Annotated in this window: 25 protein-coding genes; 7 read left to right on the forward strand and 18 right to left on the reverse strand. The window is 64.7% G+C overall.

The genetic code is table 11. The features are described from left to right. The first annotated feature begins 69 nt into the window (after window positions 1–69). Both QM588_RS13940 and QM588_RS13945 read left to right on the forward strand, forming a co-directional pair. Window positions 70–1,023, forward strand: coding sequence for a diacylglycerol/lipid kinase family protein (locus QM588_RS13940; RefSeq protein WP_027496525.1), 954 nt, complete (start codon window positions 70–72; stop codon window positions 1,021–1,023). A 266-nt stretch (window positions 1,024–1,289) separates the two neighbouring features. Next, on the forward strand, window positions 1,290–1,544 hold the full coding sequence (locus QM588_RS13945) for a WhiB family transcriptional regulator (RefSeq protein WP_032366305.1): 255 nt from the start codon (window positions 1,290–1,292) through the stop codon (window positions 1,542–1,544). A gap of 141 nt (window positions 1,545–1,685) precedes the next feature. On the opposite strand, the gene QM588_RS13950 is transcribed toward QM588_RS13945, so the two are convergent. Both QM588_RS13950 and QM588_RS13955 read right to left on the reverse strand, forming a co-directional pair. Next, window positions 1,686–3,164, reverse strand: coding sequence for a sensor histidine kinase (locus tag QM588_RS13950; protein ID WP_283314053.1), 1,479 nt, complete (start codon window positions 3,162–3,164; stop codon window positions 1,686–1,688). Between the two features lie 21 nt (window positions 3,165–3,185). After that, window positions 3,186–3,401: a biotin/lipoyl-binding carrier protein gene (locus QM588_RS13955; RefSeq protein WP_027496523.1), complete on the reverse strand. Its 216-nt coding sequence runs from the start codon at window positions 3,399–3,401 to the stop codon at window positions 3,186–3,188. Between the two features lie 119 nt (window positions 3,402–3,520). Between QM588_RS13955 and QM588_RS25815 the strand changes: the two genes are divergently transcribed. Then, a complete protein-coding gene (locus QM588_RS25815; RefSeq protein WP_370878772.1) occupies window positions 3,521–3,595 on the forward strand; it encodes a 50S ribosomal protein bL37 in 75 nt (24 codons plus the stop codon). Window positions 3,596–3,664: 69 nt separating this feature from the next. Here QM588_RS25815 and rsrA read toward each other — a convergent pair whose 3' ends face one another. Beyond that, window positions 3,665–3,952, reverse strand: coding sequence for a mycothiol system anti-sigma-R factor (rsrA, locus tag QM588_RS13960; protein ID WP_027496522.1), 288 nt, complete (start codon window positions 3,950–3,952; stop codon window positions 3,665–3,667). A 44-nt stretch (window positions 3,953–3,996) separates the two neighbouring features. Beyond that, window positions 3,997–4,773, reverse strand: a complete 777-nt coding sequence (locus tag QM588_RS13965) for a sigma-70 family RNA polymerase sigma factor (RefSeq protein ID WP_230591196.1) — start codon at window positions 4,771–4,773, stop codon at window positions 3,997–3,999. Between the two features lie 91 nt (window positions 4,774–4,864). Between QM588_RS13965 and ybaK the strand changes: the two genes are divergently transcribed. The 3 genes from ybaK to rsgA are packed head-to-tail and all read left to right on the forward strand — an operon-like array spanning window position 4,865 to window position 7,665. Continuing rightward, window positions 4,865–5,356 (forward strand): Cys-tRNA(Pro) deacylase, encoded by a 492-nt coding sequence (ybaK, locus tag QM588_RS13970; RefSeq protein WP_283314056.1) that lies wholly within the window; start codon window positions 4,865–4,867, stop codon window positions 5,354–5,356. 6 nt (window positions 5,357–5,362) lie between these two features. Then, window positions 5,363–6,679: a 3-phosphoshikimate 1-carboxyvinyltransferase gene (aroA, locus tag QM588_RS13975; protein WP_283314057.1), complete on the forward strand. Its 1,317-nt coding sequence runs from the start codon at window positions 5,363–5,365 to the stop codon at window positions 6,677–6,679. Beyond that, a complete protein-coding gene (gene rsgA, locus QM588_RS13980) occupies window positions 6,631–7,665 on the forward strand; it encodes a ribosome small subunit-dependent GTPase A (RefSeq protein WP_283314058.1) in 1,035 nt (344 codons plus the stop codon). The genes aroA and rsgA overlap by 49 nt, the downstream gene beginning before the upstream one ends. Before the next feature lie 48 nt (window positions 7,666–7,713). Here rsgA and QM588_RS13985 read toward each other — a convergent pair whose 3' ends face one another. The 5 genes from QM588_RS13985 to QM588_RS14005 form a co-directional block, all read right to left on the reverse strand. Next, the gene (locus QM588_RS13985) at window positions 7,714–8,964 is read right to left on the reverse strand and encodes a fatty acid desaturase family protein (RefSeq protein ID WP_283314060.1); all 1,251 of its coding nucleotides are present in this window, start codon (window positions 8,962–8,964) and stop codon (window positions 7,714–7,716) included. Between the two features lie 129 nt (window positions 8,965–9,093). Beyond that, window positions 9,094–10,389, reverse strand: a complete 1,296-nt coding sequence (locus tag QM588_RS13990) for a fatty acid desaturase family protein (RefSeq protein WP_283314061.1) — start codon at window positions 10,387–10,389, stop codon at window positions 9,094–9,096. A 108-nt stretch (window positions 10,390–10,497) separates the two neighbouring features. Then, entirely contained in the window at window positions 10,498–11,613 is a 1,116-nt protein-coding gene (locus tag QM588_RS13995; RefSeq protein WP_283314063.1) for a ferredoxin reductase, read from the reverse strand. Between the two features lie 138 nt (window positions 11,614–11,751). Next, complete coding sequence (locus tag QM588_RS14000; protein ID WP_032366300.1) at window positions 11,752–12,276, reverse strand: DUF6912 family protein; 525 nt, start codon at window positions 12,274–12,276, stop codon at window positions 11,752–11,754. An 11-nt stretch (window positions 12,277–12,287) separates the two neighbouring features. After that, window positions 12,288–13,733: a WS/DGAT/MGAT family O-acyltransferase gene (locus QM588_RS14005; RefSeq protein WP_283314066.1), complete on the reverse strand. Its 1,446-nt coding sequence runs from the start codon at window positions 13,731–13,733 to the stop codon at window positions 12,288–12,290. A 429-nt stretch (window positions 13,734–14,162) separates the two neighbouring features. Between QM588_RS14005 and QM588_RS14010 the strand changes: the two genes are divergently transcribed. Then, window positions 14,163–14,504, forward strand: coding sequence for an Rv3235 family protein (locus QM588_RS14010; RefSeq protein WP_336620073.1), 342 nt, complete (start codon window positions 14,163–14,165; stop codon window positions 14,502–14,504). Window positions 14,505–14,568: 64 nt separating this feature from the next. On the opposite strand, the gene secA is transcribed toward QM588_RS14010, so the two are convergent. From secA to QM588_RS14055, 9 genes are all read right to left on the reverse strand, one after another. After that, window positions 14,569–17,460 carry a preprotein translocase subunit SecA gene (gene secA / locus QM588_RS14015; RefSeq protein WP_283314068.1) on the reverse strand — a complete coding sequence of 964 codons (2,892 nt, stop codon included), beginning with the start codon at window positions 17,458–17,460 and terminating at the stop codon, window positions 14,569–14,571. Window positions 17,461–17,782: 322 nt separating this feature from the next. Continuing rightward, on the reverse strand, window positions 17,783–18,451 hold the full coding sequence (hpf, locus tag QM588_RS14020; protein WP_283314069.1) for a ribosome hibernation-promoting factor, HPF/YfiA family: 669 nt from the start codon (window positions 18,449–18,451) through the stop codon (window positions 17,783–17,785). Window positions 18,452–18,685: 234 nt separating this feature from the next. Next, window positions 18,686–19,369: a ComF family protein gene (locus tag QM588_RS14025; protein WP_283314071.1), complete on the reverse strand. Its 684-nt coding sequence runs from the start codon at window positions 19,367–19,369 to the stop codon at window positions 18,686–18,688. A 41-nt stretch (window positions 19,370–19,410) separates the two neighbouring features. Then, on the reverse strand, window positions 19,411–21,192 hold the full coding sequence (gene lpqB / locus QM588_RS14030) for an MtrAB system accessory lipoprotein LpqB (protein WP_442972918.1): 1,782 nt from the start codon (window positions 21,190–21,192) through the stop codon (window positions 19,411–19,413). Then, on the reverse strand, window positions 21,189–22,871 hold the full coding sequence (gene mtrB / locus QM588_RS14035) for an MtrAB system histidine kinase MtrB (RefSeq protein WP_032383484.1): 1,683 nt from the start codon (window positions 22,869–22,871) through the stop codon (window positions 21,189–21,191). Before mtrB ends, lpqB begins: the two co-directional genes overlap by 4 nt. Continuing rightward, window positions 22,868–23,545 (reverse strand): MtrAB system response regulator MtrA, encoded by a 678-nt coding sequence (gene mtrA / locus QM588_RS14040; protein ID WP_027496508.1) that lies wholly within the window; start codon window positions 23,543–23,545, stop codon window positions 22,868–22,870. The genes mtrB and mtrA overlap by 4 nt, the downstream gene beginning before the upstream one ends. Before the next feature lie 4 nt (window positions 23,546–23,549). Next, a complete protein-coding gene (locus QM588_RS14045) occupies window positions 23,550–24,215 on the reverse strand; it encodes a dTMP kinase (RefSeq protein ID WP_283314073.1) in 666 nt (221 codons plus the stop codon). A 17-nt stretch (window positions 24,216–24,232) separates the two neighbouring features. Continuing rightward, on the reverse strand, window positions 24,233–25,717 hold the full coding sequence (ahcY, locus tag QM588_RS14050; protein ID WP_135043654.1) for an adenosylhomocysteinase: 1,485 nt from the start codon (window positions 25,715–25,717) through the stop codon (window positions 24,233–24,235). Window positions 25,718–25,837: 120 nt separating this feature from the next. Further along, on the reverse strand, window positions 25,838–26,941 hold the full coding sequence (locus QM588_RS14055; protein WP_283314175.1) for an alkane 1-monooxygenase: 1,104 nt from the start codon (window positions 26,939–26,941) through the stop codon (window positions 25,838–25,840). Window positions 26,942–26,958 lie beyond the last annotated feature (17 nt).

The raw sequence follows: 26,958 nt of genomic DNA on the forward strand, positions 1-26,958 counted from the left end.
TGGAGCCTGCGGAGCGGCCCGGGTGGTGCCGGTGGAGTCCGCCGAGTCACCCGGTTAGTGTTTGTTCCTGTGCGTGCGCTGCTGATCGTCAATCCCAATGCGACTTCTACGACGGCTGCAGCTCGGGATCTGTTGGCCCATGCGTTGTCGAGTCGGCTGCGGGTGACGGTGGCGCAGACGACGCATCGTGATCATGCGTCGGAGTTGGCTCGGGGTGCCCGTGAGGACGGGGTGGGCCTGGTGATCGTTCACGGGGGTGACGGCACGGTGAACGAGGTCATCAACGGTTTGCTCGGGGTTCCGTTACCGACGTCGATGCAGGCGGTGACGATCGGTGCTATTCCGCCTATTGCGGTCGTTCCCGGTGGTAGTGCGAACGTGTTCGCGCGCTCTCTCGGAATCGAGGCGGATCCGGTAGCGGCGACCAATCAGTTGATCGGTCTGCTGGACGCGCGCGCGCGGCGGACGGTCGGTCTGGGGCATTGCGACAATCGGTGGTTCACGTTCAATGCGGGGATGGGCTTGGATGCGGAAGTGTGTCGGGCCATCGATGCGAGCCGAAAAGACGGTACGCCGGTGTCGGCGACGCGTTATCTCCGGTTCTCGGTGCAGGAGTTCTTCAAGCACAAGCGTCGTCCGGCGCAGTTGACGGTGGAGGTTCCCGGGCGGGATCCGTTCGAGAACGTGCACTATGCGTTCGTCTCGAACTCGAGTCCGTGGACTTTCTTGAACGATCGTCCGGTCCATACCAACCCCGGGACCGCCTTCGATTCGGGTCTCGGAGTGTTCGCGATGCGCTCGACGGCATTGTTCCCCACGCTGCGGGTGTCGCGTCAGCTGTTGGCCAAAGGCGCGGAACCGAAGTCTCGCAAGTTGATTCGAGTCGACGACGTCCCGAGTGTTCGAATCACGTCCGCAGAACCGATGGGGCTGCAGATGGATGGGGACTATCTGGGTGAACGCACCGAGGCGGAGTTCTTCTCGACTCCCGACGCGTTGGATGTTGTCGCGCCCGTCACGTAGGACCCGCCGTGACCTGCGCGCGAAGGTGCTCGATGGGCGGAATCCTGCGAAATCACGAGCAATATCTGCCGAGTCGGGGTACAAAGGAGCGCAGAAGGCTAAAGCGAGCGTAACAGAGTGAGCTTGACCACGGTCACGCGCGTATCCCTTGACTTCACCTGAGTTCGTGAAAGCATTCACAAGCAACAGTGCGGAAACATTGGTTACCCACTCGTGAAACAGAAGAGAAACGAAACGGCGCTTCGGCGCCCGGTAAGGAGCAGAGGATGGACTGGCGCCACAAGGCAATTTGTCGCGATGAAGATCCGGAACTATTTTTCCCGGTGGGAAACAGTGGTCCGGCGCTCGCGCAGATCGCCGATGCCAAAGTCGTCTGTACTCGGTGCCCCGTCACCGCAGAATGCCTGTCCTGGGCACTCGAATCCGGCCAGGACGCAGGGGTATGGGGCGCAATGAGCGAAGACGAGCGCCGTGCACTCAAGCGACGCAACGCACGTACGCGCGCACGTAGCTCCGTCTAGGACGCAGACACACAACACTCGGTCGGCCCGGTATCCGTTCAGCGGATGCCGGGCCTTCTGCATGTCGGCGTTTCTACATATCGGGCGTTTCCACAGGTCGTCGGGCGGCCGGTTCGTAACGCACTGTTCACGAGCAGCCCGTCAGGCTCGCGTTACCCGACGGCCCAGTGGCACTCGCAGCATGGCGTCGGTGCCACCTCCAGGAGCCGGATGCAGGCCCAGAGAACCGTTCAGTTCGACCGACACCAGTGTGCGCACGATCTGCAGCCCCAGTCCGTCCGAACGCTCCAACGAGAACCCTGCGGGCAACCCGCGGCCGTCGTCGTGGATGACGACGTCGAGCCATTTCGACGAGCGGTCGGCACCGATGCGCACCACGCCGACCGATCCGGCGTCGAACCCGTGCTCCATCGCGTTCTGTACCAGCTCGGCCAACACCATCACCAGAGGCGTCGCCCGCTCGGCGGAGAAGACACCGAGTTGGCCGTCTCGGACCACCCGCACCCGAGGGTTCACAGTGGCTATGTCGAGCATGATGGGCACCAAACGGTCGACTATCTCGTCGAGATCCACTTCTTCGTCGACCGACATCGACAGCATCTCGTGCACCAGCGCGATGGACGTCACGCGGCGAACGGACTCGGACAACGCGGTGCGCGCTTCCTCGTTCTCGAGCCGACGCGACTGCAGCCTGAGCAGAGCCGCTACGGTCTGCAGGTTGTTCTTCACCCGATGGTGAATTTCGCGAATCGTCGCGTCCTTGCTCAACAACGCACGGTCGCGTCGCTTCACCTCGGTGACGTCTCGGACGAGTACGGCGGCACCCGCGGATCGACCGTTCGGCTGCAGGGCCAACGTGCGCACCAGAACCGTCGCGCCGCGTGCGTCCACTTCCATTCTGTGCCCGACGTTGCCGGACAGTGACGAACGGATGTGGTCGGCCACTTCTTGCGAATCGAACGGGTCGGTCACCAGAGACCGCGTCACCGACGCGAGGTCGCGGCCCGACAGTTCCGTCGTCAAACCCATCCGGTGGTACGCCGACAGCGCATTGGGGCTCGCGTAATCCACCCGTCCGTCGGTATCGATGCGGATGAAGCCGTCGCCGGCCCGCGGCGAGGAATTGACGTCGGTTCGCTCCTCCGGCGTCGGAAACGTTCCCTCGCTGATCATCAGGCACAGATCGTCCGCACATTCCCGATACGCGACCTCGAGCGCACTCGGCGGACGAAGCTGGGCCGGATTGGTGTCACGGGTCAGCACCGCGATGACGTGCTCTCCACACCGCACAGGAATGCTCTCGCTCCGGGTCAGAACACCACCCTGCACGATCTTTCGCTGTTGCAACGCAACCAGCACTTCGGGGTGCTCGGACTCGGAAATGGTCGTCCCCACGATGTCGTGGGTGAACACCGTCGGCGCGGTGGTGGGTCTGCACTGGGCGACACACAGCACGTCCGCCGACCCGTCCGAGACGTCGTCGGTACCGACCCACAGCAACACGTCCGCGAACGACAGGTCGGCCAGGAGCTGCCACTCCCCTACGACGCGCTGCAGATGGTCCACCGCGGCACCGGGCAGATCGGTGTGTTCGGCCAGCAGATCACTGAGCGTCGACACGGGTTCTCACGTGGCCGTCGGTCAGGACACCACAGCGATGAGATCGCCCTGTTGAATGACATCCCCCACTGCGACGTCCACGGACGTGACGGTGCCTGCGGTCTCGGCGAGCACAGGAATCTCCATCTTCATCGACTCCAGGACGACCAGCGTGTCACCGACCTCGACGGCATCACCGCGGGCCACGACCACCTGAAAAACCGTCGACACCATCTCCGCACGAACATCCTCGGACACCGGCGAACCCCTCTCTCACGACACCTAGAACCGCGGCGGGCACACACCGGAGACCATGCCCGTCACAGTAAGCCAATCACACGTGGGAGACTGTAGTGAACAAACGAGAGGAGCCCATCATGGGAAAGCGTGGACGTAAGAAGCGTGCTCGTAAGGGCAACAAGGCCAACCACGGCAAACGTCCCAACAGCTGACGTTCTGCCACCGACGACGAAGGGCCGAGAAGCACTGCTTCTCGGCCCTTCGTCGTCGGTACGAACAGATTATTCGGAGTCGACGCTACGAGTGAGCACCGTACGTCGAATTTCCACGCTGAGTCGCTCGCGGAGTCCGGCAGGCGCTTGATCTCCGCCACACTTACGGGAGATCAGCCGCTTGACCTTCTCTTCGATGCCGTAAGCCTCGAAGCACGATCCGCACTCGTCGATGTGCTTCTGCAACCGTTGCCTGCTGGCCTCGTCGCACTCGTTGTCCAACATGATCCACACGTCCGCGATCACGGCCGAGCAATCCAGTCGCTCGAACTCGGCATCGGCTCCGCCGTCGCCCACAGAACCGCCGCCGATGATGTCATCGCCGGAATCACCGGTGCGCGTCACTGGACTACCTCCTGCTCGTGCCGGTCGACTGCGCCGTCCCGGTTGAATCCACGGTCGCGGGCCACACCCGCCAGCAAACCTCGAAGTTGCTTACGCCCCCGATGCAAGCGCGACATCACCGTTCCGATGGGCGTTCCCATGATCTCCGCGATTTCCTTGTACGGGAAACCCTCGACGTCGGCGTAGTACACCGCCATCCGGAATTCCTCGGGCAACGACTGCAGAGCGGCCTTGATGTCGTCGTCCGGCAGTGCGTCCAAGGCCTCGACCTCGGCCGAGCGCAGTCCGGTGGACGTGTGTTCGGCGGTCGCGGCGAGCTGCCAGTCACTGATCTCGTCGGTCGGGTACTGCGCGGGCTGACGCTGCTTCTTGCGATAGGAGTTGATGTAGGTGTTGGTCAGGATTCGGTAGAGCCACGCCTTGAGGTTCGTGCCCTCACGGAACGACCGGAAAGCCGAGTAGGCCTTCACGAACGTCTCCTGCACCAGGTCCTCGGCATCTGCGGGGTTGCGCGTCATCCGCAGCGCGGCACCGTACAGCTGGTCGAGCATCGGCAACGCGTCACGCTCGAAGCGTTCGGTCAGCTGGGCCTCGGTCTCGGCGGCCCGCTGCTCGGCGATCGCCTTCTCGTCCGCTTCGGTGGGAGTCCTGGCTTCTGTCACGCTGATCCCTTCGGTAGCTTCCACCGCCCAGGCTACCGCGCCCGAAGTCGGCTTCTGCGACGAGATCACCCCCTTGATCGCCAAGGGACGTCCCGCGGTCAGCACTGCCATTCGTCATTCCTTCCGCCTGCATCCGTATCTGCCCTGTCACAACACAGCCGCGCGCCGCGGTGTTCCCGTCGCTGTCGATAGAGTCCGACGAATGGCTGCGTCGACTCCCGCTCTTGCGCTGCTCACCGCACGGAAGGTGGTGCATACCGTGCACACTTACGAGCACGATTCGCGCGCGCCGTCCTTCGGCAGCGAGGCCGCCGAGATTCTGGTCGAGCGCCTCGGGGTGCGCCCGGAGCAGGTGTTCAAGACCCTGGTCGTCGAACGCGCAGATCGTTCGCTGGCCGTCGCGGTGGTTCCCGTCACCGGATCGCTCTCGTTGAAAGCGGCAGCAGCAGCTCTGGACACGCGGAAGGTCGCGATGGCCGACAGGACCGCCGCCGAGCGGTCGTCGGGCTACGTATTCGGTGGGATCTCTCCGCTCGGCCAACGTAAATCCTTGCCCACCGTGATCGACGACTCGGCACTCGAGTTCGACCGTGTGCTGTGCAGTGGGGGTCGCCGTGGCCTGGAGATCGAACTCGCGCCGGCCGATCTGATTCGACTCACGAGCGCCGTCACCGCGCCCATCGCCGCACACTGACCGCCGATGAGCGAAGATGGACGGGTGAGCACTTGGACAGCCCCCGCCGCCGATGGACCGATCGACGCGACAGTCACTCTGCCCGGATCGAAGTCGATCACCAATCGCGCGCTGATCATCGCCTCGCTCGCATCCGGTCCGTCGACCGTCACCGGTGCGCTTCGCAGCCGCGACACCGACTTGATGATCCACGCTCTGGAGACACTGGGCGTGCAGGTGGCCGCCGACCGCGACGATCCGACGTCGCTCCGTGTGACACCGGGAACGCTGCATGGTGGATCCGTCGAGTGCGGCCTGGCCGGAACGGTCATGCGCTTCGTCCCGCCCCTGGCCGCGCTCGCCGACGGCCTGGTGTCCTTCGACGGAGACGAGCAGGCTCGTATCCGGCCGCTCGACACCATCCTCGACGCACTGCGCGCTGTGGGTGCCGACGTCGACGGCAGCGCGCTCCCGTTCACGATGCGCGGTACCGGTTCGCTGCGTGGTGGATCCGTCGAGATCGATGCCTCGGGGTCGTCGCAGTTCGTCTCGGGTCTGATGCTCTCGGCCGCGGCGTTCGACGAGGGAATCGAGATCCATCACATCGGTAAGCCCGTCCCTTCCATGCCGCACATCGACATGACCGTGGAGATGCTGCGCCGTGCGGGCGTCCGAGTCGACACCCCGGAATCGAGCGGAGACGCGAACACCTGGCGTGTGCATCCCGGTTCGATCACCTCCGTCGACTGGAGCGTCGAACCGGATCTCTCGAACGCCACGCCGTTCCTCGCTGCCGCCGCTGTCACCGAAGGTGTTGTGCGAGTACCGAATTGGCCCGAGTCGACGACACAACCCGGTGATGTGTTCCGCGAGATCCTCACGCAGATGGGCGCGGTGGTCGAACTACGCGCGGGGGTGCTGACCGTCGAAGGTCCGAACACGTTGCGCGGCATCGACTTCGATCTGCACGACGTCGGCGAGCTGACCCCCACCGTCGCAGCGCTCGCCACCCTGGCCGAGGGGCCGTCCATCCTGCGCGGCATCGCTCACCTACGCGGGCACGAGACCGACCGACTCGCCGCACTGACGACCGAGATAGTGCGCCTCGGCGGGCGAGCGGTCGAAACCGACGACGGGATTCGCATCGATCCCGCACCGCTGCACGGCGGCACCTGGCACTCCTACGCCGACCACCGCATGGCCACTGCCGGCGCTATCGTCGGGCTCCGCGTCCCGGGCGTCGAGGTCGACGACATCGGGACCACCGCCAAGACTCTGCCCGGTTTCGAGAAGCTGTGGGACACGATGTTGTCCGCTTCCGCACCCAGCGGGGTCGGCTCCTGACCGCGCGCCGCTACGACGAGTCCGACGTCCGTATTCGACCGGGCAAGAGCTCGCGGCCGCGAACCAAGACCCGTCCCGAACACAACGATGCCGAGGCCGCCATGGTGGTGTCGGTGGACCGTGGCCGGTGGGGATGCGTGCTCGGCGGCGACCCGATGCGGCCGGTGGTGACGATGCGGGCGCGGGAGCTGGGGCGAACTCCGATCGTGGTGGGCGACGAGGTCGGCATCGTCGGAGACCTGTCCGGCAAGGTCGACACGCTCGCGCGCATCGTTCGCGTGGCCGAACGCCGCACCGTACTGCGCCGAACAGCGGACGACACCGACCCCTTCGAGCGGGTGGTGGTTGCCAACGCAGACCGGCTGCTGATCGTCGCAGCGCTCGCCGATCCACCTCCACGCACCGGCTTCGTCGAGCGCGCCCTCGTCGCGGCGTACGTCGGCGGTCTCGAACCGGTGCTGTGCCTGACCAAGAGCGACCTCGCTGCACCCGACGAGTTCACCGCGTCGTTCGCCGACCTCGACGTCCCCGTCGTGCTGGCCGGCCAGTCCGAGGACCTGACCGAACTGACCGCCATGCTGACGAACAAGGTCACTGCGCTCATCGGGCACTCCGGTGTCGGCAAGTCGACCCTCGTCAACAGACTGGTGCCCGACGCCTACCGCGCGACCGGGGTGGTCTCGGGCGTCGGCAAGGGCCGCCACACGTCGACACAATCGGTGGCACTGCCGCTACCGGGCGGCGGATGGGTGGTGGACACTCCCGGCATCCGGTCGTTCGGATTGGCACACATCTCGCCGGAGAACGTCGTGGCCGCATTCTCCGACCTCGCCCAGACCATCGAGGACTGCCCCCGCGGCTGCACTCACCTGGGCCCCCCGGCAGATCCCGAGTGCGCTCTCGACACGCTCACCGGGGATGCAGCACGACGGGTGGCTGCCGTACGGCTCCTGCTGGAAGCGGTTCGAACGAACGAAGCCTGGTAGAGACCCACGGGGTCTGTACCAGGCTTCGCTACTCGAAATCGGAGTCGGTCAGGCTGCTTTGCCGACCAGTCTGCGAATTCCCTTGCGCTTCTTGGTTTCTGCGATCGCGGTCCGGAGGCCACGCCGCTTTCCGGTGTCGGGGTCGATGGCGAACAGACCTGCAGGTGCCTGTTCCCATTTACGCTCGGACGCGGTTTCCGGCGCGTCGTCGCTGGTCGCCTTCAAGTACTTGTTCGGAAGCGACAGCTTGGCGATGGTTCGCCACGACAGGAAGTACTGGTGCACGATCGAACCGGTCGTGTACGGCAGGTCGTACTTCTCCGCGAGTTCGAGAACCCGAACCTTGATCTCCCGCAGACGATTGCTGGGTAGATCGGGGAACAGGTGATGCTCGATCTGGTAGCAAAGATTGCCGCTCATGAACTCCATGACCGGACCGGCGTTGAAGTTCGCGCTGCCCAGCATCTGACGCAGGTACCACTGCCCCTGCGTTTCGCCTTCCATGTCCGACTTGGTGAACTTCTCGGCACCGTCGGGGAAGTGCCCGCAGAAGATGACGGTGTTGGTCCACACGTTCCGCATCATGTTGGCGACGATGTTCGCCGTCAGCGTGCTCTTCCAAGCAGGTCCGGTGAGCAGAGGATGCAGGACGTAGTCCTTGCCCATCTGCTTGCCGACCTTCTCGAGAACCTCGCGACGCTTCTGCTCGAATTCCTCACGTGGGACGCGACCCTTGGCCACCTTGCCCAGTTCGAGGTGCTGGAGCGCCACGCCGTACTCGAAGAACAACTGCAGCAACAGGTTGTAGACCGGGTTGCCGATGTTGAACGGCTTCCACCGCTGGTCGCGGGTGACGCGCAGCAGGCCGTAGCCGACGTCGTCGTCCATGCCCAACACGTTGGTGTACTTGTGGTGGATGTAGTTGTGCGTCTGCTTCCAGTGCGCCGACGGCCCGGTGTTGTCCCACTCCCACGAGGTGGAGTGGATCTCCGGATCGTTCATCCAGTCCCACTGGCCGTGCATGACGTTGTGGCCGAGCTCCATGTTCTCGATGATCTTCGCGACCCCGAGCATGGCGGTGCCGACCAGCCATGCCGGGCGGCGCCGGCTGGCGAACAGGACAGCTCGTCCGCCGATGTCGAGTGAGCGTTGCAGCCGAATCGTGTTCTTCACGTACCGGGCGTCGCGTTCACCACGGGACGCCTCGATGTCTCGCCGAATCGCGTCGAGCTCGTGGCCCAGCGCTTCGATGTCGGCGTCGGTCAGATGCGCGTATTCCTTGATGTCCGAAATCGCCATGGGAAACAGCCTCCTGGCAGTTGTGAACACACAGCGTGCGGTAGTGAGCCGTGTGCATTTCCGTCACCTACCGTATCGTAACTTACGGTCCCGTAGGTTACGGGTGTAAATCTGTGTGACGATTCACAATCACGCGGTGACGTCCGACCGCCGAAGCGCCTTCGCCTGACGTCTGGCTTCTTTCTTGGCGTTGCGCAGAGCCACTCGCGCCTCCTGCATGGCCGAGCGCAGTCCACGGCGCTGCCCGGTGAGCGGGTCGATCCGAAGTGCATGCACGGTGGGCGAATCGCCGTCCCGCCAACGACGCTCCGACGATGTCTCGGGGGCGTTGTCCGAGGTTGCGCGCAGCCACTTGTCGGGCAGCGACAGCTTGTGGATCGTCCGCAGCGCCAACAGGTACTGCTTACCGAGCGACCCTGTCGTGTACGGCAAGTCGTACTTCTCGCACAGCGCGTGCACCTTCTCGGCGATCTCCGAGTACCGATTGCTCGGCAGGTCAGGGAACATGTGATGCTCGATCTGGTAGCAGAGGTTTCCGCTCATGAACGCCATGACCGGGCCGGCCTCGAAGTTGGCACTACCGAGCATCTGCCGGAGGTACCACTCGGGACGGGTCTCGTTCTCGAACTGACCGATCGTGAACTTCTCTGCTCCGTCGGGGAAGTGACCGCAGAAGATCACGGCGTAGGCCCAGAGGTTGCGAACCAGGTTGGCCGTGGCATTGGCGGTCAACGTGGACTTCCACGCCGGGCCGGACAGGGCCGGGAACAGGACGAAGTCCTTGCCGACCTGCTTGGCGATCTTGCGCGCGAAAGCGCGGGCCGCCGGTGACTTGAAGAGGCCTTTTTCGTGTTGCCCGTCGAGCTGCTTCTGAGCGTCGTAGTCGTGCAGCGCGATGCCCCACTCGAACGTCGTCGCCAGCACGATGTTGGCGAGCGGCTGGACGAGGTTGATCGGCTTCCACGGCTCGTCGCGGGTCATCCGCAGGATGCCGAAGCCGATGTCGTCGTCCATTCCGACGATGTTGGTGTACGTGTGGTGCGAGTAGTTGTGCGCTCGTTTCCACTGCTCCGACGGTCCGGTCTGATCCCACTCCCACGAGGTGGAGTGGATTTCCGGATCGTTCATCCAGTCCCACTGGCCGTGCATCACGTTGTGGCCGAGTTCCATGTTCTCGACGATCTTGGCGACGCTGAGCATCGCGGTCCCCACGAGCCATGCGGGCCGGTATTTGCTGCCGAGCAGCACGGCGCGTCCGCCGAGCTCGAGCATGCGCTGAGCTCGAATGGTCCGGCGAATGTATGCGGCATCGCGTTCACCGCGACTGTCCTCGACGTCTCGGCGAATGGCGTCCAGTTCGCGCCCGAACGCTTCCATGTCTTCTTCGGTCAGGTGAGCGAACTCTTTGATGTCGGTGATGGCCACCGGGTCCTCCAACAGTTGTGTGCGGCGCCCGAAATACCGGGGTTCAGCGTGGGCAACCTACGTCAGCGTAACCGAACAGCCTGAGAAGGCAGTGTGCGAAAAACAGACCTACAGTTCCAATGTGCAGTCCCCCGCGGCTGCGGAAATGCACGTCTGGACGCGGTCACCCTCGCTGTGTTCCTTACCGGAACGCAGGTCGATCACATGCCCTGCCGTCAACGGCACCACACACGTCTGGCAGATACCCATACGGCAGCCGAACGGCATCCGAACACCCAGACTCTCGCCGGCTTCGAGCAATGTGGTCGCCCCGTCCACCGCTGCCTTCTTGTCGGACTTGGAGAACGTGACGGTACCGCCCGAACCGGACGTATCGGCGCGTGAGATCTCGAACCGCTCGAGGTGCAGCTTGTGCTCGATGCCCTCGTGCTTCCACGTCTTCTCGATTTCTTCGAGCAGTGCCGCGGGACCGCAGGCCCAGGTGTCTCGGGTACGCCAATCGGGGTAGTACTCGTCGAGCGAGGACAGAGCGAACTTGCCGTCGGAACGCGTCAGCTGCACATGCGAGGTGAACTCGGGATGCGACTTCTCGAGGGCGGCGAGTTCGGCCGCGAACATTACCTCGTCCTCGGTGGGTGCCGAGTGGATATGCACGGTATCGGGCATGTCACCGTGGCGATCGAGTGCTCTGAGCATCGAGATGACCGGGGTGATGCCGCTGCCTGCGGTGACGAAGAGAATTTTGGCGGGCGGCGGAACGGGCAGTGCGAAATTGCCCTTCGGTGCCGCGAGTCGCACGATGGTCCCCTGCGGCACGCCGCCCACCAGGTGTGACGAGAGGAACCCCTCGGGCATCGCCTTGACCGTGATGGAGATCAGCTTGTCTTCCCAGTTCGGCGGCGAGGTCAGTGAATACGAGCGCCAGTGCCACCGACCGCCGAGATGCAGTCCGATTCCGATGTACTGACCCGGCTTGTAATCGAAATTGAAGCCCCACCCGGGCTGGATCACCAGTGTCACCGCGGTAGCGGTTTCCTTTTCCACGCGGACGACGCGGCCGCGCAGTTCACGAGCCGACCACAACGGGTTGGCGAGGTGCAGATAGTCGTCGGGCAGCAAGGGAGTGGTGATGCGGGTGAAGGCACCACGCAGCATGTTCAGCCTCGGCCGCTTGGGTGCCGAGACACCGGCCACCGGGGCCTCCAACCACTTCTTCAGATCCATCGGGTGTTCCCCATCCCCTCGATCGTCATACCGAACCGCGTGCGGGCATCGAGGTTACGCTACCGTAGGTTGAGGCCGCGGGTCACCTCTGCAGGCAGCCCGACAGGGGATACCGCCAGGTCGCGGCCGAGAGCAGGATCACAGCAAGTCCAGCAGAAACGGTAGTTCCTGGGGGGCGTACCACGCCAGTGTGTGGTCCTCGGCATCACCGAGAACGAATTCTGCATCGGCATCGCCCATGTCCGCCGCGTCCACGGCGGAGACAGCCTTGGCAACCGCTTCTTCGGCCCCTTCCAGATCGACGTGCACCGACGCGACCTGATCCATTCGCAGTGGTTCCTTCAGCCGAACGACAGCGTCGTCGAGATCGGGACGCAGGGTGGGATCGTCGACGTCTGCAGCAATCACCGCCCGCCGATAGACAACGCCGTCGGCTACCGTCCCCGTGTCCGCCTCGTCGTCGACGGCCGCAGCGATCAGTCGCAGCGAGGCACGCGCCGCTTCTCCCATCGCGACCTCCGACAACTCCTCGTCGTCGCCCGACGAGTACGCCTCACGCAAGGTGGGCGTCACCGCGAATGCGGTTCGCGAGACCGGACTGAACTCGCCCTCGGCTGCGAGCACTTTCAAGAACTCCAGCGTCGCCGGAACGTAGACACGCATTGCAGAAGACCTCACACTCTCGATTCGTTACTTGCGTCGACCAACTCTTCCAGCGCCTCGTGCAGTAGCGCTGTCACCACATCCACATCGGGCATCGCCCCGCGGTCGGCATTGAGTCCGAAGAACACGAAACCGTCGTACGACGTCAGCCCGATGCTCAACGCCTGATTCTCGAACAGCGGCGACACCGGGTACATCTCGAGCATCCGGGCACCACCGACGTACAGCGGAAACTGCGGTCCCGGCGCGTTGGTGACTATCAAGTTGAACACTCGCTGCGAGAGTCGGCTACCCGCCCGCGCACCCATGGCATGCAGGCTCGCCGGAGCGAACCCACTGATCCGCATCAGCGTCTGAGCCGTCACACCGCGGCTCTGATGAGAATGCGCCTCGGTTGCGTGCGCGATGTGAGACAGCCGGACGACGGCGTTCGACTCCCCCACCGGGAGGTCGACGAGGAACGAAGACACTTCGCTGCGATCGTCCTCGGCCGGCTCGCCGGACATGTCGCTGCCCTCACCGAAGCCGACGCGATCGGACGAGACGTACACCGACATCGGCACCATGGCCCGCACCGTGGACGACGCCGTGACGGGTTCGCCGCGCGAGAGCAGCCAATTTCGCAGCGCTCCGGTGACGACTGCGAGCACGACGTCGTTGATCGAGCAGTCGAACCTGTCGTGGATCCTGCGGTAATCCGCCAGCTCGGTCTTGGCCACGGCGAACCGACGATTTCGTGAGATAGGCGCGTTCAGTGGGCTGGACGGGGCGCTCTGCGTCGCGGTGCGCAGTACGGCCGCGACCTTGCCCGCGGCGCGCAATGCGTCGCCCGCGAAACCGGCAACCCCGTTGACCGCGCCGCGCAACGTCTCGATGCTCTCGCCCGGACGCACCACCAGTTCGGTGAGCGCGTCGAGCACCAACACCGAGTCCTTGGGCTCACGGGCGGGCATCCACAGCTCCTCGGCCATCGGCGCGGGGTTCTTGCTCGCGTCCAGAATGACCTGCCCGATGTCCAGCGCGTTCTCGCCGTCGACGAGTGCCGAATGAGACTTGGTGAAGATGGCGAAACGATTCTTCGCGAGCCCCTCGACCAGGTACATCTCCCACAACGGTCGGGTGCGATCGAGCGGCCGTGAGGTCAGTCGCGCGATCAGGTCGTGCAATTGTTCGTCCGTCCCCGGCTTGGGTAGTGCCGAACGACGGATGTGATAAGTGATGTCGAAATCCGCGTCGTCCACCCAGACCGGTCGCGCCAGCCCGAACGCGACTTCGCGGACCTTCTGCCGGTATCGCGGAACCAGCATCAGTCGCTGTTCGACCAACGACAGCAGTCGGTCGTAACTGAAACCGCTCCGCGGGGTCCGAAAGACGGCGAGCGAGCCGAGGTGCATGGGACTGCTGCCGGCCTCGAGAAAGTAGAACGACGCATCCTGCGCTGTCAGTCTGGTCGCCATCGCGTGTCTCGGTCCCCGTCCTCGCACGTGGTGCGCCCCGATCGATACCGCCTGTTGCGCGGTGTGCTCGAACTCAGACTACGTGGGTTCGCGACGTGAGTCCCAGTGCCGGGCGGGCACCGACGTGTCGTCGATCTCGGGAACCGAAATTCGACCGGGACCGTCAATGTCGGTGTGAGCGTCATCGAATCGAACGATCCGCCGGACACCGCGGACGACAGCCCGATACCGTCCCCGGCGGACTCTCGGCTGCGCGCTGAGCACCATTGCTTTCTGTCGCGGCCCACCCAGTTCGAGCCGCCACTCTCGGCGGGCGCTGTGCACACCTGGGGCCGGGGTGAGAGCTCGGAAAGGCCACCGGAACGCCATCCGGCATCTGTACGCAGCACACGCTCCCGCCGCCGGACCGAGGCACCGCATCGACCGATCGTGCAAGTCGTGCCCGCCGATGCGCGGGCGAGCGCCGAACGCGCCATGCGGTTGCTCATCGAGGTGATCGACCGAAGGCGCAGTGCCGAGCAACTCTCACCGTTGTTCACTGCACCCGTGATCGACCTGATTCGCACCATCGTCCGGACACCCCCACCGGGGCGGCGGCTCGGATTCGCCGCGGTGCGCCGCGTGCACGTCGCTTATCGGTCGGACACGTCGGCCGAGATATTCGGCTCGTACACTCGCGGTCCACGCACCTTCGCGTTCGCGGGCCGAATCGAGCAGGCGGTCGACCCGCGGCGGCCAGGCTGGACGGTCACCTCGTTGCGAGTGGGTTGAATACGAGTGTTGCGTACCTGGGTCGGGTCGATCCGGCAAGGTCGCGACGGATCGACCCGGCCGACTACTTCTTGCGCTTGGAGCGGGCCGACTTCTTCGGTGCTTTGTTCTGCGCTCTCGCTGCTTCGCGACGTTCGCGCCGGGTCCCGTCGGCCGCCGACTCCCCGCTCGCGGCAGCACCGGATCGCTGCACAGCGGTGCCGCCGCCTTCGGCTGGGCCGGAGAACGTCAATCTCTGTTCGTCCCGCTCGTCGAGTCCTTTGGCACGCAGAGCGGTGGGAGCCGCCTGAGCAGGAGCCGGGGCAGGGGCAGCAGGCTGAGCGCCCGTGGCCGCAGGTGCCGACGTAGCCGCAGGTGCCGGGCGACCGGATCCAACGGGTGAGGCCAATCCGGGGGCAACCGCGAGACCAGCGGACGCGGCCGGACCTGCCGGGGCTGGGGTCGCCTCGACCTGGAGGTTGAACAGGAAGCCCACCGACTCCTCTTTGAGGCCGTCGAGCATGCCCTGGAACATGTCGTAGCCCTCGCGCTGGTACTCGACCAGTGGATCTCGCTGGGCCATCGCACGCAGTCCGATGCCCTCCTTGAGGTAGTCCATCTCGTAGAGATGTTCGCGCCACTTGCGATCGAGGACGGACAGCAGGACCCGGCGTTCGAGCTCTCGCATTCCGTTCTCGCCTGCGATGCCGTCGATCTCGGCCTCGCGAGCGGCGTAGGCCGAGCGGGCGTCCTCGAGCAACGCCTCGCGCAGTTCGTCGCGGCTCAGGTCACCCTTTTCGCCGTCTTCGTTCTCGCCCGAGAGAACCCTGTGGTCGATACCGACCGGATACAGAGTCTTCAGCGCCGTCCACAGCTGCTCCAGATCCCAGTCCTCGACGTAGCCCTCGCCCGTCGCACCGTCGACGTAGGCAGTGATCACGTCGGTGATCATGCCCTCGACCTGGCCCTCCATGTCGGCACCTTCGAGGATGCGTCGGCGCTCCTCGTAGATCACGGTGCGCTGCTGGTTCATCACCTCGTCGTACTTGAGGACGTTCTTGCGGATCTCGAAGTTCTGCTGCTCGACCTGCGTCTGTGCACTCTTGATGGCTTTGGACACCATCTTGGCTTCGATCGGGACGTCGTCGGGCAGGTTGAGCCGAGTCATGATCGATTCGAGTGCGCCGCCGTTGAATCGCCGCATCAACTCGTCGCCGAGCGAGAGGTAGAACCGTGATTCGCCCGGATCACCCTGGCGACCGGAGCGCCCTCTGAGCTGGTTGTCGATACGGCGTGAGTCGTGGCGCTCGGTTCCGAGAACGTACAGGCCACCGGCTTCGCGCACGGTGTCCGCGTCGGCCTTGACCTGAGCCTTGACCTCTTCCAGAGCAGGCTCCCAGGCGGCCTCGTAGTCTTCGGGCGTCTCCACCGGGTCCAAGCCCTGCTTACGCAGCTTCAGATCGGCGAGGATGTCGGGGTTGCCGCCGAGCACGACGTCGGTGCCACGGCCGGCCATGTTGGTCGCCACCGTCACCGCGCCCTGTCGCCCGGCCTCGGCGATGATCGTCGCTTCCTGCTCGTGGAATTTCGCATTGAGCACGTTGTGCGCGACGCCGCGCTTGGTGAACTGCTTCGACAGGTACTCCGACCGTTCCACGCTCGTGGTGCCGATGAGAACCGGCTGGCCCTTCTCGTGCCGCTCGACGACATCGTCGACCACCGCGTCGAACTTTGCTTCTTCCGTCTTGTAGATCAAGTCGCCGTTGTCGACGCGGACCATCGGGCGGTTCGTCGGGATCGGAATGACGCCCAATCCGTAGATCTGATGCAGCTCCGCGGCCTCGGTCTCGGCCGTACCGGTCATACCCGAGAGCTTGTCGTACAGGCGGAAGTAGTTCTGCAGGGTGATCGTGGCGAGGGTCTGGTTCTCGGCCTTGATCTCCACCTTCTCCTTGGCCTCGATCGCCTGGTGCATGCCCTCGTTGTAGCGGCGTCCCACCAGGATGCGACCGGTGAACTCGTCGACGATGATGACCTCGCCGTCGCGGACGATGTAGTCCTTGTCCTTGGTGTAGAGCTCTTTGGCCTTGATGGCGTTGTTGAGGTAGTTCACCAGCGGCGAGTTTGCCGCCTCGTAGAGGTTGTCGATACCGAGCTGATCCTCGACCAGCTCGACGCCGGCCTCGTGCACACCGATGGTGCGCTTGCGGATGTCGACCTCGTAGTGGGTGTCGACCTTCAACATGGGGGCGATCCGGGCGAACTCGCCGTACCACTTGCTCGACGCGTCGGCGGGGCCCGAGATGATGAGTGGGGTTCGCGCCTCGTCGATGAGGATCGAGTCGACCTCGTCGACCACGGCGAAGTTGTGTCCGCGCTGCACCAAGTCGTCGAGCGAGTGCGTCATGTTGTCGCGCAGGTAGTCGAACCCGAACTCGTTGTTGGTGCCGTAGGTGATGTCGGCGGCATACGCTGCGCGGCGTTCGACCGGCGTCATCCCGGACAGGATCACGTCCACCGACAGACCCAGGAAGCGGTGCACGCGGCCCATCCACTCCGAGTCACGCTTGGCGAGGTAATCGTTGACCGTCACCACGTGCACACCGTCGCCGGAGATGGCATTGAGATAAGCAGGCAGGACACACGTCAGAGTCTTGCCCTCGCCGGTCTTCATCTCGGCGATGTTGCCGAAGTGCAAGGCAGCTCCGCCCATCACCTGCACGTCGAAGTGCCGCTGGGACAGCACCCGCCACGACGCCTCACGAGCGACCGCGAATGCCTCCGGCAGCAACTGATCCAAGGTCTCCCCGGACGAGTACCTCTCCTTGAACTCGGCGGTCTTGCCCCGCAGTTCGTCGTCGGAGAGACTCTCGACGTCCGAAGACAGGGTCGAGACGTGGTCAGCGATGTTCTTGAGCCGCTTGACCATGCGACCTTCACCAACACGGAGCAGCTTGGAAAACGACAGCGACGGCACGGGTTTTCTCGTCCTCGATCCTCGGTTCACGGGTACTGACACGAACAAATCTGTTACTCGACGCGTTACTGCTACTCGCACAGGCGCACGGGTTCGTCACCGTGACGTCCGCGCGGCAGTAACCCGAACGCGTCCATGGTAGGCGGTCTCACTGTGAGTACGGCAGCCCCACTGTCGGTCCCCGAACGACGCCACGTCTGCATTCGGACAACCCCGACACAGCACTGCAGGCTCGACGTGGGGATCGTGTCTTCCGGTGTCGAGCCTGCAGTGGTCGGATATTTCACGGACGGCGAACGACCGGTCCGCCGTCACGCTCCGGTCAGGTGAGCCTGATCAGGCCGTAGTCGAAGGCATGCCGTCGATACACCACGGAAGGCCGGTCGGTGGCGCTGTCGTGGAACAGGAAGAAGTCGTGGCCGACCAGTTCCATCTCGTACAGCGCATCGTCGACGCTCATCGGTGCCGCCGAGTGGATCTTGGTGCGAACGATGTGCCCGGGGCCACTCTGATCGTCCTCGAACGAATCCAGCTTGGTCTCGGGGTCGAGTGCAAGCGTGTCGTCCTCGGCGAGTTCAGCGGTGGCCTCGGCGACGGATACGGGTCTCTTCTCGCCGTAGTGGACCTTGCGCCGGTCCTTGGTACGCCTGAGTCTGCTTTCGAGTTTCGAGGTCACTGCTTCGAGTGCGGCATAGAAACTGTCTGCGCACGCTTCGGCACGAACGACCGGGCCCTTGCCCTTCGCGGTGATTTCCACGCGTTGACAAGCCTTGGCCTGACGGCGATTTCGTTCGTGCTGTAGTTCGACATCGAACAAGTAGATGGAGGGGTCGAAGCGCTCGAGTCGAGCCAGTTTCTCGGAGACGTATATCCGAAAATGATCCGGTATCTCGACGTTGCGGCCCTTGACCACGACGTCGGCATTGCTCTTGGCGGGTTCTTCCGAAGGCTTCTCGTCGAAGAAAACCGAGGCTTGTGAAGGGGTCGTCACGTGTACCTCCCGATATCGGCCACGCCCACTGTTGGACGTGGCAGGTGTGCATGCCGAATGGGGAACCTTCCGGCATCTCGAGTCCGGGGCATCACCTCACGTCCGTGTTTCTACGGGTCGTTCTACCGGTCCACTCCTGCTGTGATGGAGCGTGTCCGCGACGTTAGTCGGTCATCGACGCGTGTGCCACCGTTCACCCCGAATTGGTTGTCGGCGTGTCTCGTCGACTCGCATTCACGCGCTGGCCACCACGACCGCACCGGCCAGCGAAATCCCGAAATCGGTTAGTACTCTTGCACATTCGGCCAGGGTCGCCCCGGTGGTCACCACGTCGTCGACGAGAAGAACGGTCAATTCGTCGGTTCGCGGGCGCGCCCGGCCGATACCCGAGCGCGACTGTCCGATCACTTCGATCCGGCCCGCCACGTTGTGCTGACGCTGACCTGCCGAGAGCCCGACCGAATCCCGCACTCCCCCGGCCATCTTCAGCAGCTGGGGAACCGATACTCGCTCCGGTGCCAACTCGGTCGCTGCGTTCCTCGCACACCGCAGCACCGGATCACCCCCTCTGGCTCGCGCTGCGCGCGCCCGGGACGGAGCGCACACCAGAACGAGGGGACTCAACTCCGGTGGGTCGATCTCGCCCGCAGCACGCAGTTCTCGCACCGCACCGGCCAGCGCGCGCCCGAACGGCACGGATACGGCTCGTCGGCCCCGTTCCTTCAATGCGATCACCCCGTTGCGCCGAGGGCCGGTGTACGTGCCCAGCGCCCAGCAGGGCACCCCCGGATCGACCCGCGGACGCACCCGGACGGGCGGCACCGACAGCGCCTGTTCACAACGGCGACACCACTGCTCCCCCGGCACCGCACACCCGGCACACTCGAGGGGCAGGACGAGGTCGAGAAGCGTTCTCATGACCGTGAAGTGTGCCGGTAGCCACCGACACCCGCCGGACGTCAGCCGGGAAGGATCGGCACAGCCTTCACACCGGCCAGGCCGGTGACCTCGCGCCAGTACCTGTCGCCGACCGGATCGGCATTGTTGAGTGCGAACACAGCGCGAGCGTCTGCCACGTATTCGGTTTCCGGCGACGCATCGACCGCCAGGACAGGATTGGTGAGATTGCGCGACGGCAGGGGGTCCATCCTCGACCCGTCGACCGTCACCTGGACCACCGGCGTATCGGTGGCAACCCGTGCGATCACGATCGCCTCGCCGGTGCTCCAGTCCAGGCTGGTGGCGTCACTGCCGAGTCCGATCGCAACTGCGCGCGGGGCCGTCAGCGAATAGACACCCGAAGGATCGCGCACCACGGTGGCCACGTACACCACGCCGTCGACGATGAGCGCAGCCCGAACGCCGTCACGGGCCAGCCGGAGTTCGGTGATGCGAGTTCCGAGGGTGGTGACCGCGCGGGCGTCGACCGGTATCACCGACACCTGACCGGTCGAGGGGTCACGGGCGGCGCGGATGACATTGGTGCCGTCGATGACCGCCCAGGCGGCGTTGTCATCGGCTCCCCACGTCGGGCGCGTGATGGACTGTCCCTCTGCCACCGGGAACGCACCACCGTCGTAGCTACCGACCATCAAGGTGCTCGACGGTGCCGGAGCGGGCCTACCGGTGTCCGCGACGCCGGCCACGAGCGTGCCGTCGTTCGACAGGGCCACCGAGCGCAGATTCCGCGCCTGCCCGAAGTATCCGGGAGCGGGTGTGGTGGCGGTTTCCTCGACGCGGAGCAATCGACCGGAGGCCAATGCGTGCAGGCCGACCGATTCGTTGGTGGAGCCCAGCGGATCGAACGAGTCGACCCCGGCCGTCGTCCACCCGTCCGGCTTCGTCGTGTCGATGGGTTGCCCATCGGCGAGCAGCACGTACGGCCCGGCCACCTCCGCCGAAGCCAGAGTCCAGATCACCTGTGCGGCAAGCAATTCCCGGTCGCGGTCGCCCTTGTTCTGCAAACCACCGAAATCGATTCTGATACCGCCGAGACCGACGCCGACCTGCGACGTCTGCCCGTCGGCCTTCGTGATGGGCCCCCGGATACTGACGTCGTCGGACAATTCGTTGCTCACCGCTGCAGACAGCGCGGACTTCGGTCCGTCGATCAACAGTTGGACGAGCTGGTTGGCGAGCTGATCCTGCGATCCGCTCGTCCACCGAACGTCCGGCACCAACACTCCGCCGAGCGGATCGACGAAGTAGATGGATCGCTGCTGATAGGTGTCCATGAAAGCCGAGCGATCGATGACTACACCCGGTGGCAGCTTCGAGATGCGCCACTGGCCGTCGACGCGCGTCATGTCGATGGCGATGTCGAACGTGTCCGATCCAGCCTGGTACTCCCCGCCGGGAGCCAGAATTCCCGCTGTCGTCGACCGAATCGTGAACTGCGCAGAGTCTGCAGTTCGGGGCCCGGACAGGGTATCGATGCGATCTGCGACGACGGTCCGAGCGCCGTCGTCCCAGGTGTTCGACGCGTCCTCGGTCAGGAACTGTCGGGCGGCCTGGTGGCGGTTGGCCGATACTGCGCTGGCCTCGAAGAAGTCGTCCAGCAGCCGGTCCGGTTCACGTCCGGGTTCGGGGGCCGGGGCGCTGGTGGGCGCGGCACCGTCGGTCAACGTGCCGATGGCCTGGGGACTCGAGGACTCGGGCAGGCTGGCGCAGCCGGAGACCAGGGCGGCGATCAGGGCGCAGACGGCAAGCGAGCGAGACAGGCGACGAGACGAGCGAATCACGTCGCCGACTCCGACGCGGCCCGCTGCGCACCGATAGCCGGGATCGGTTGTCCCTGAGCGTATTTCTTGGTGCTCGGCTTCAACGGAAGAGGTGAGCCGATCACCTTGTGACCACGTACCAGTGGCACCGTGAGCCGGAAACACGCGCCTTCGCCGACTGCACCCCACGCCTCGAGCTTACCGTCGTGCAGCCGAGCGTCCTCGACACTGATCGCCAACCCGAGGCCGGTACCGCCGGAGCGCCGGACGCGGGAGGGATCCGAGCGCCAGAACCGATTGAACACCAGCTTCTCCTCGCCGGGGCGTAGACCGATTCCTTGGTCGCGCACCACGAAGGCCGCCGCGTCGGCATCCGATCGCAGGCGCAACAGTACCGGCTTGCCCTCCCCGTGATCGAGGGCGTTGGCCAGTAGATTGCGCAGAATTCGTTCGACGCGCCGCGGGTCCACCTCGGCGATGACGGCGGTCTCGGGCATGTCGACGATCACTTCGGTGCCGGTTTCGCGGGCGAGGTGACGCACGGTGGAGACCGCCGCGCGTGCACACATCCGCAGGTCGAGTTGTTCGGCAGCCAGTTCGGCGACACCGGCGTCGTGGCGACTGATCTCGAGCAGATCACCGAGCAACGTCTCGAAGCGGTCCAGCTCGTTGACCAACAGTTCGGACGAACGCTTGAGGGCAGGTTCGAGATCGTCACTGGCGTCGTGAATGAGATCCGCGGCCATCCGCACGGTCGTGAGCGGGGTCCGAAGTTCGTGGCTGACGTCGGAGGTGAACCGGCGCTGCAGGTTTCCGAATTCCTCGAGCTGGGTGATCTGTTTGGACAGACTTTCGGCCATCTCGTTGAACGACATCGCCAGCCTCGCCATGTCGTCCTCACCGCGAACCGGCATCCGCTCCTTGAGCCTGCCGTCGGCGAAGCGTACTGCGATGCGAGACGCGGATCGAATGGGCAGCACTACCTGCCGTGCGACGAGCATCGCGATCGCAGCGAGAAGCACCAACAGCACCACGGCCCCGATGAACAGCGTGCCGCGTACCAGGGACAGCGTCCGGTCTTCGCTGGCCAGCGGGAAGATGAGATACAGCTGCAGCGCCGATATGTCGGAACCGGTGGGCGACCCCATGATGAGCGCCGATCCGGAATATCCGCCGTCACTGTCGGTCACAGTGGCGTACTGCGAGCTGATCAGGCCCTTCTTGACGAAGTCGCGCAAGCTGGCCGGTATCTGGTCGACCGGACCGACCGACGCCTCCGCGCGGGTCGCGTCGCCCTCGACGATCAGAACAGGGTCGAAGGATCCCGCCGACCCCGTGGTCGACGCAGCGTCGAGGTCCTGATTGGTCAACGCTGCTCTGGCCCGTTCGAGACGGGTGGACAGGCCACTCGAATCATCGGCACCGGCGAGGTTGCCCTCCACCGTGGTGCGCGAGCGGTCGAGTTCCTCGGTGGCTGCGGACAGCTTCGCTTCGAGCAACCGATCGGTGATCTGGCTGGTCAGAACGACGCCGAGAATCAGGATCACCACGAGCGACAACGTCAGGGTCGAGACGACCACGCGCAGTTGCAGTGACCTTCTCCAGGCATGGCCCAGCGATGTGCTCAGCGACCTGAACCAACGCAGGAGCGGGGAGAACTTGCCGTTGATTCGTCGCCGAGAGTGGGAAAAACCGATCACGGCGGTCCGGCCTTGTACCCGACCCCCCTCACGGTCAACACCACCTCCGGGTTCTCCGGATCCTTCTCGACCTTGGCGCGCAGGCGCTGAACGTGGACGTTGACCAGGCGGGTGTCGGCGGCGTGCCGGTAGCCCCACACCTGTTCGAGCAGAACCTCACGGGTGAACACCTGGCGCGGCTTGCGGGCCAAGGCGACCAGGAGATCGAATTCGAGCGGGGTGAGCGAGACCAACTCGTCGCCGCGGCTGACCTTGTGGGCGGGGACGTCGATGACGATGTCGGCGATCGACAACAGTTCCGCCGGCTCGTCCTCGGTGCGACGCAGTCGTGCCCGGACGCGTGCCACCAGCTCCTTCGGCTTGAAGGGCTTCATGATGTAGTCGTCTGCCCCGGATTCGAGGCCGAGCACCACATCGACGGTGTCGGTCTTGGCGGTCAGCATGACGATCGGGACGCCCGAGTCGGCTCGCAGCACGCGACAGACGTCGATGCCGTTCATTCCGGGAAGCATCAGGTCGAGCAACACCAGATCGGGTCGATTCTCGCGGACCGCCGCCAGAGCTTGGGTGCCGTCTCCGACCACGAACGGCTCGAATCCCTCACCGCGCAACACGATGGTGAGCATCTCCGCCAGAGCCGAATCGTCGTCCACAACCAGAATCCGAGGCTTCATGGCTCTATCGTGTCACTTTCGGCTCGGCGGATGGCTGATTGAACATGTCGGCGGCGAGTCGATCGGGGTCGACGTCGGCTTGTACGACTCGCCAAGGCGACGCCCAGTTCGTTTCTGCGAGACGGCCGTACACGGCCGAGGTTCGAGTCTGCAGCGAGCCGTCGCGTTCGTAGGCATCTCGGGTGCGCGCGGCGTCCGCACTCTCACGCGCAGCGGCGCGCTCCGCAGCCAGAGCCACCGGTACGTCCAGCAGCACCTGAACGTCCGGAACGGGCACACCGAACCGATCGAATTCCAGTGACCGGATCCACTCGACGGCCGCTCCGTCGACGGACTGCTCCAACCGCGCCGCGGTGTAGGCGGCGTTGGACGCCACATACCGATCCAGCAGGACAATGTCGTTGCCGGACAACAAGTTTCGGATCTCGTCGGCCGCATCCTTGCGGTCGAGTGCGAACAACAGCGCCATGGCGTGCACGCTGCCCGCGGTGTCTCCGTGTTCCCCCTGCAGCGCCTCGGCCGCCAGATCGGCATGAACCGACCTGCCGTACCGGGGAAACCCGACCCGGACGACGGCCAGGCCGTCGCGTTCCCACGCCGAGACGAGCCGACGGGCGAGCGTGTTCTTGCCCGCTCCGTCGACTCCCTCGATGACGAAGAGCTTTCCCAACGACCGAACTCTCTCGGTCAGTAGCGGTAGTGCTCGGGCTTGTACGGGCCCTCGACGTCGACGCCGATGTACTCGGCCTGCTCCTTGGTGAGCTTGGTGATCGAGCCACCGAGCGCTTCGACGTGGATGCGAGCAACCTTCTCGTCGAGGTGCTTGGGCAACCGGTAGACCTCGTTGTCGTATTCGCTCGGCTTGGTCCACAGTTCGATCTGCGCGATGACCTGGTTGGAGAAGCTGTTGCTCATGACGAACGACGGGTGACCGGTGGCGTTGCCGAGGTTCAGCAAGCGGCCCTCGGACAGCACGATGATCGAGTGCCCGTCCTTGAACTGGAACTCGTCGACCTGCGGCTTGATGTTGATCCGCGTGACGTCGGCAGCCTTCTCGAGGCCGGCCATGTCGATCTCGTTGTCGAAGTGGCCGATGTTGCCCAGGATCGCCTGGTGCTTCATCTTGCGCATGTGCTCGAACGTGATGATCTTGAGGTTGCCCGTCGAGGTGATCACGATGTCGGCCTGCTCGATGAACTCGTCGACCGTGCGCACGTCGAAGCCGTCCATCAGTGCCTGCAGGGCGTTGATGGGATCTGCCTCGGTGACCGTCACGCGAGCGCCCTGGCCCTTGAGTGCCTCGGCGCAGCCCTTGCCCACGTCGCCGTAGCCGCAGACCAGCACGGCCTTGCCGCCGATCAGAACGTCGGTGCCACGGTTGATGCCGTCGATCAGCGAATGGCGAGTGCCGTACTTGTTGTCGAACTTGCTCTTGGTGACCGAGTCGTTGACGTTGATGGCCGGGAACGACAGCTCACCGGCAGCAGCGAACTGGTACAAGCGCAGCACACCGGTCGTGGTCTCCTCGGTGACGCCCTGCACGGACGCGGCGATCTCGGTCCACTTGGTCGTCGACGCCTCGAGGGAGCGACGCAGCAGGCCGAGGAACACCTTGTACTCGTCGGAATCCTGGTCGTCGTCGGTCGGCGGCACGACGCCCGCCTTCTCGAACTGAGCGCCGCGCAGCACCAGCATCGTGGCGTCACCGCCGTCGTCGAGGATCATGTTGGCAGGCTGATCGGGCCAGGTGAGCATCTGCTCGGCGGCCCACCAGTACTCCTCGAGGCTCTCGCCCTTCCAGGCGAACACCGGAACGCCCTTGGGCTCTTCGACGGTGCCGTACGGGCCGACGACGACGGCCGCGGCAGCGTGGTCCTGGGTGGAGAAGATGTTGCACGAGGCCCAACGCACCTCGGCACCGAGTGCCACCAGCGTCTCGATCAACACGGCGGTCTGTACGGTCATGTGCAGCGATCCGGATACTCGCGCGCCCTTGAGCGGCTGCACGTCGGCGTACTCGCGACGAAGCGCGATCAGGCCGGGCATCTCGTGCTCTGCCAGCCGAATTTCCTTACGGCCGAATTCTGCGAGTGACAGGTCTGCGACCTTGAAGTCGATTCCACCGCGGTGTTCCACGGTGAGTGCCGATCCTGACGTAACTGAGGTCGTCATCTTGCCTCTCCTGTTGACTTGAATGTCTTCGTCCAGGCTATCGGGTCGCGGCGCGCGGCGACCGTCTGCCCGGCGAATCGGTCCGATGCCCTTCGGACGGCTCGTCGAGTAGTCCCGCGGTCACCCGTGTTGCTGGGCTCGCGCCAGAATCCGATCGCGCTTTCGGGGCAGAATGTTGGCTCGGACGAGATCGCCGTCGTAGTGGTCGAGCACCCGCGGGTCCATCACCCGACGCCACAGCGGCGGTACCGCTGCCAGTAGGACCATCGTCGCGTACCCGGCGGGCAGCTGCGGGGCCTCGTCGCACGAGAGCAGAGTTTGGTACCGCTTCCCCGGATTGGCGTGATGATCGCTGTGTCGCTGCAGATGGTAGAGAAAGATGTTGGTGCACAGCCGGTCGCTGTTCCAGCTGTGCCGCGGTGCGCATCGCACGTATCTGCCGCGCTCGTTCGTCTCGCGCAGCAGTGCGTAGTGCTCCACGTAATTCACCATCTCCAGGAGCACGAATCCCACGACGGCTTGTATCAGCAGATACGGCGCGATCGCCCAGCCGAAGACGACCATCAGCGTGACGAAGAGAACGGCGCTGAGCAGCCACGTGTGCAGCAGGGCGTTCGACGGGTGAAACACGGAGTGGCCTTTGCGGCGCAGCCGCCGAGCCTCGAGCTTCCAGGCCGAGGCCAGCCCGAGAACAGCGCTGCGCGGCACGAACGTCCACACGCTCTCTCCCAGCCGGGCACTGGCCGGATCCTCCGGAGTGGCCACCCGCACGTGGTGACCGCGATTGTGCTCGACGAAGAAATGTCCGTACAGGGTCTGCGACAAGGCCACCTTCGCCAGCCAGCGTTCGTGCTGCTCGACCCGGTGGCCCAGCTCGTGGGCGGCGTTGATCCCGGTTCCCGCGACCAGGCCCACCGTCACTGCGAGCCCGATCTCGTCCACCACGCTCAGACCGCCGTACGCCCACATCCAGCAGGCGACGATCAAACCGATGAATTGGATGGGCAGGAACAGGTAGGTACACCAGCGGTAATAGCGGTCGTTCTGCAGCTTCTCGGCCGCAGACGCGTCCGGGTTGTGACCGTCCTCGCCCGCGAGCAGATCGATGATCGGAATGATCACGAAGAACACCAGGACGCCGCTCCACCAGAACACCGGCATGCCGGTCCAGTACACCAGCTGGGAAGGCAACAATGCCGATGCCGGTGCCAGCAGACCCAGCATCCACAGATAACGCTTGT

The sequence above is a fragment of the Rhodococcus sp. IEGM 1354 genome (assembly GCF_030056855.1).
Taxonomy (GTDB): Bacteria; Actinomycetota; Actinomycetes; order Mycobacteriales; family Mycobacteriaceae; genus Rhodococcoides.

Excerpts from the sequence above, each read along its gene's own strand:
- QM588_RS13995 (WP_283314063.1), bottom strand. The coding sequence starts at position 11,613 with ATGGATCTGAAGAAGTGGTTGGAGGCCCCGGTGGCCGGTGTCTCGGCA.
- QM588_RS13965 (WP_230591196.1), bottom strand. The coding sequence starts at position 4,773 with ATGGCAGTGCTGACCGCGGGACGTCCCTTGGCGATCAAGGGGGTGATC.
- QM588_RS14005 (WP_283314066.1), bottom strand. The coding sequence starts at position 13,733 with ATGGCGACCAGACTGACAGCGCAGGATGCGTCGTTCTACTTTCTCGAG.
- ahcY (WP_135043654.1), bottom strand. The coding sequence starts at position 25,717 with ATGACGACCTCAGTTACGTCAGGATCGGCACTCACCGTGGAACACCGC.
- QM588_RS13945 (WP_032366305.1), top strand. The coding sequence starts at position 1,290 with ATGGACTGGCGCCACAAGGCAATTTGTCGCGATGAAGATCCGGAACTA.
- QM588_RS14055 (WP_283314175.1), bottom strand. The coding sequence starts at position 26,941 with ATGCTGGGTCTGCTGGCACCGGCATCGGCATTGTTGCCTTCCCAGCTG.
- QM588_RS13985 (WP_283314060.1), bottom strand. The coding sequence starts at position 8,964 with ATGGCGATTTCGGACATCAAGGAATACGCGCATCTGACCGACGCCGAC.
- mtrA (WP_027496508.1), bottom strand. The coding sequence starts at position 23,545 with ATGAAGCCTCGGATTCTGGTTGTGGACGACGATTCGGCTCTGGCGGAG.
- QM588_RS14000 (WP_032366300.1), bottom strand. The coding sequence starts at position 12,276 with ATGCGTGTCTACGTTCCGGCGACGCTGGAGTTCTTGAAAGTGCTCGCA.
- QM588_RS14025 (WP_283314071.1), bottom strand. The coding sequence starts at position 19,369 with ATGAGAACGCTTCTCGACCTCGTCCTGCCCCTCGAGTGTGCCGGGTGT.
- ybaK (WP_283314056.1), top strand. The coding sequence starts at position 4,865 with ATGGCTGCGTCGACTCCCGCTCTTGCGCTGCTCACCGCACGGAAGGTG.
- aroA (WP_283314057.1), top strand. The coding sequence starts at position 5,363 with ATGAGCGAAGATGGACGGGTGAGCACTTGGACAGCCCCCGCCGCCGAT.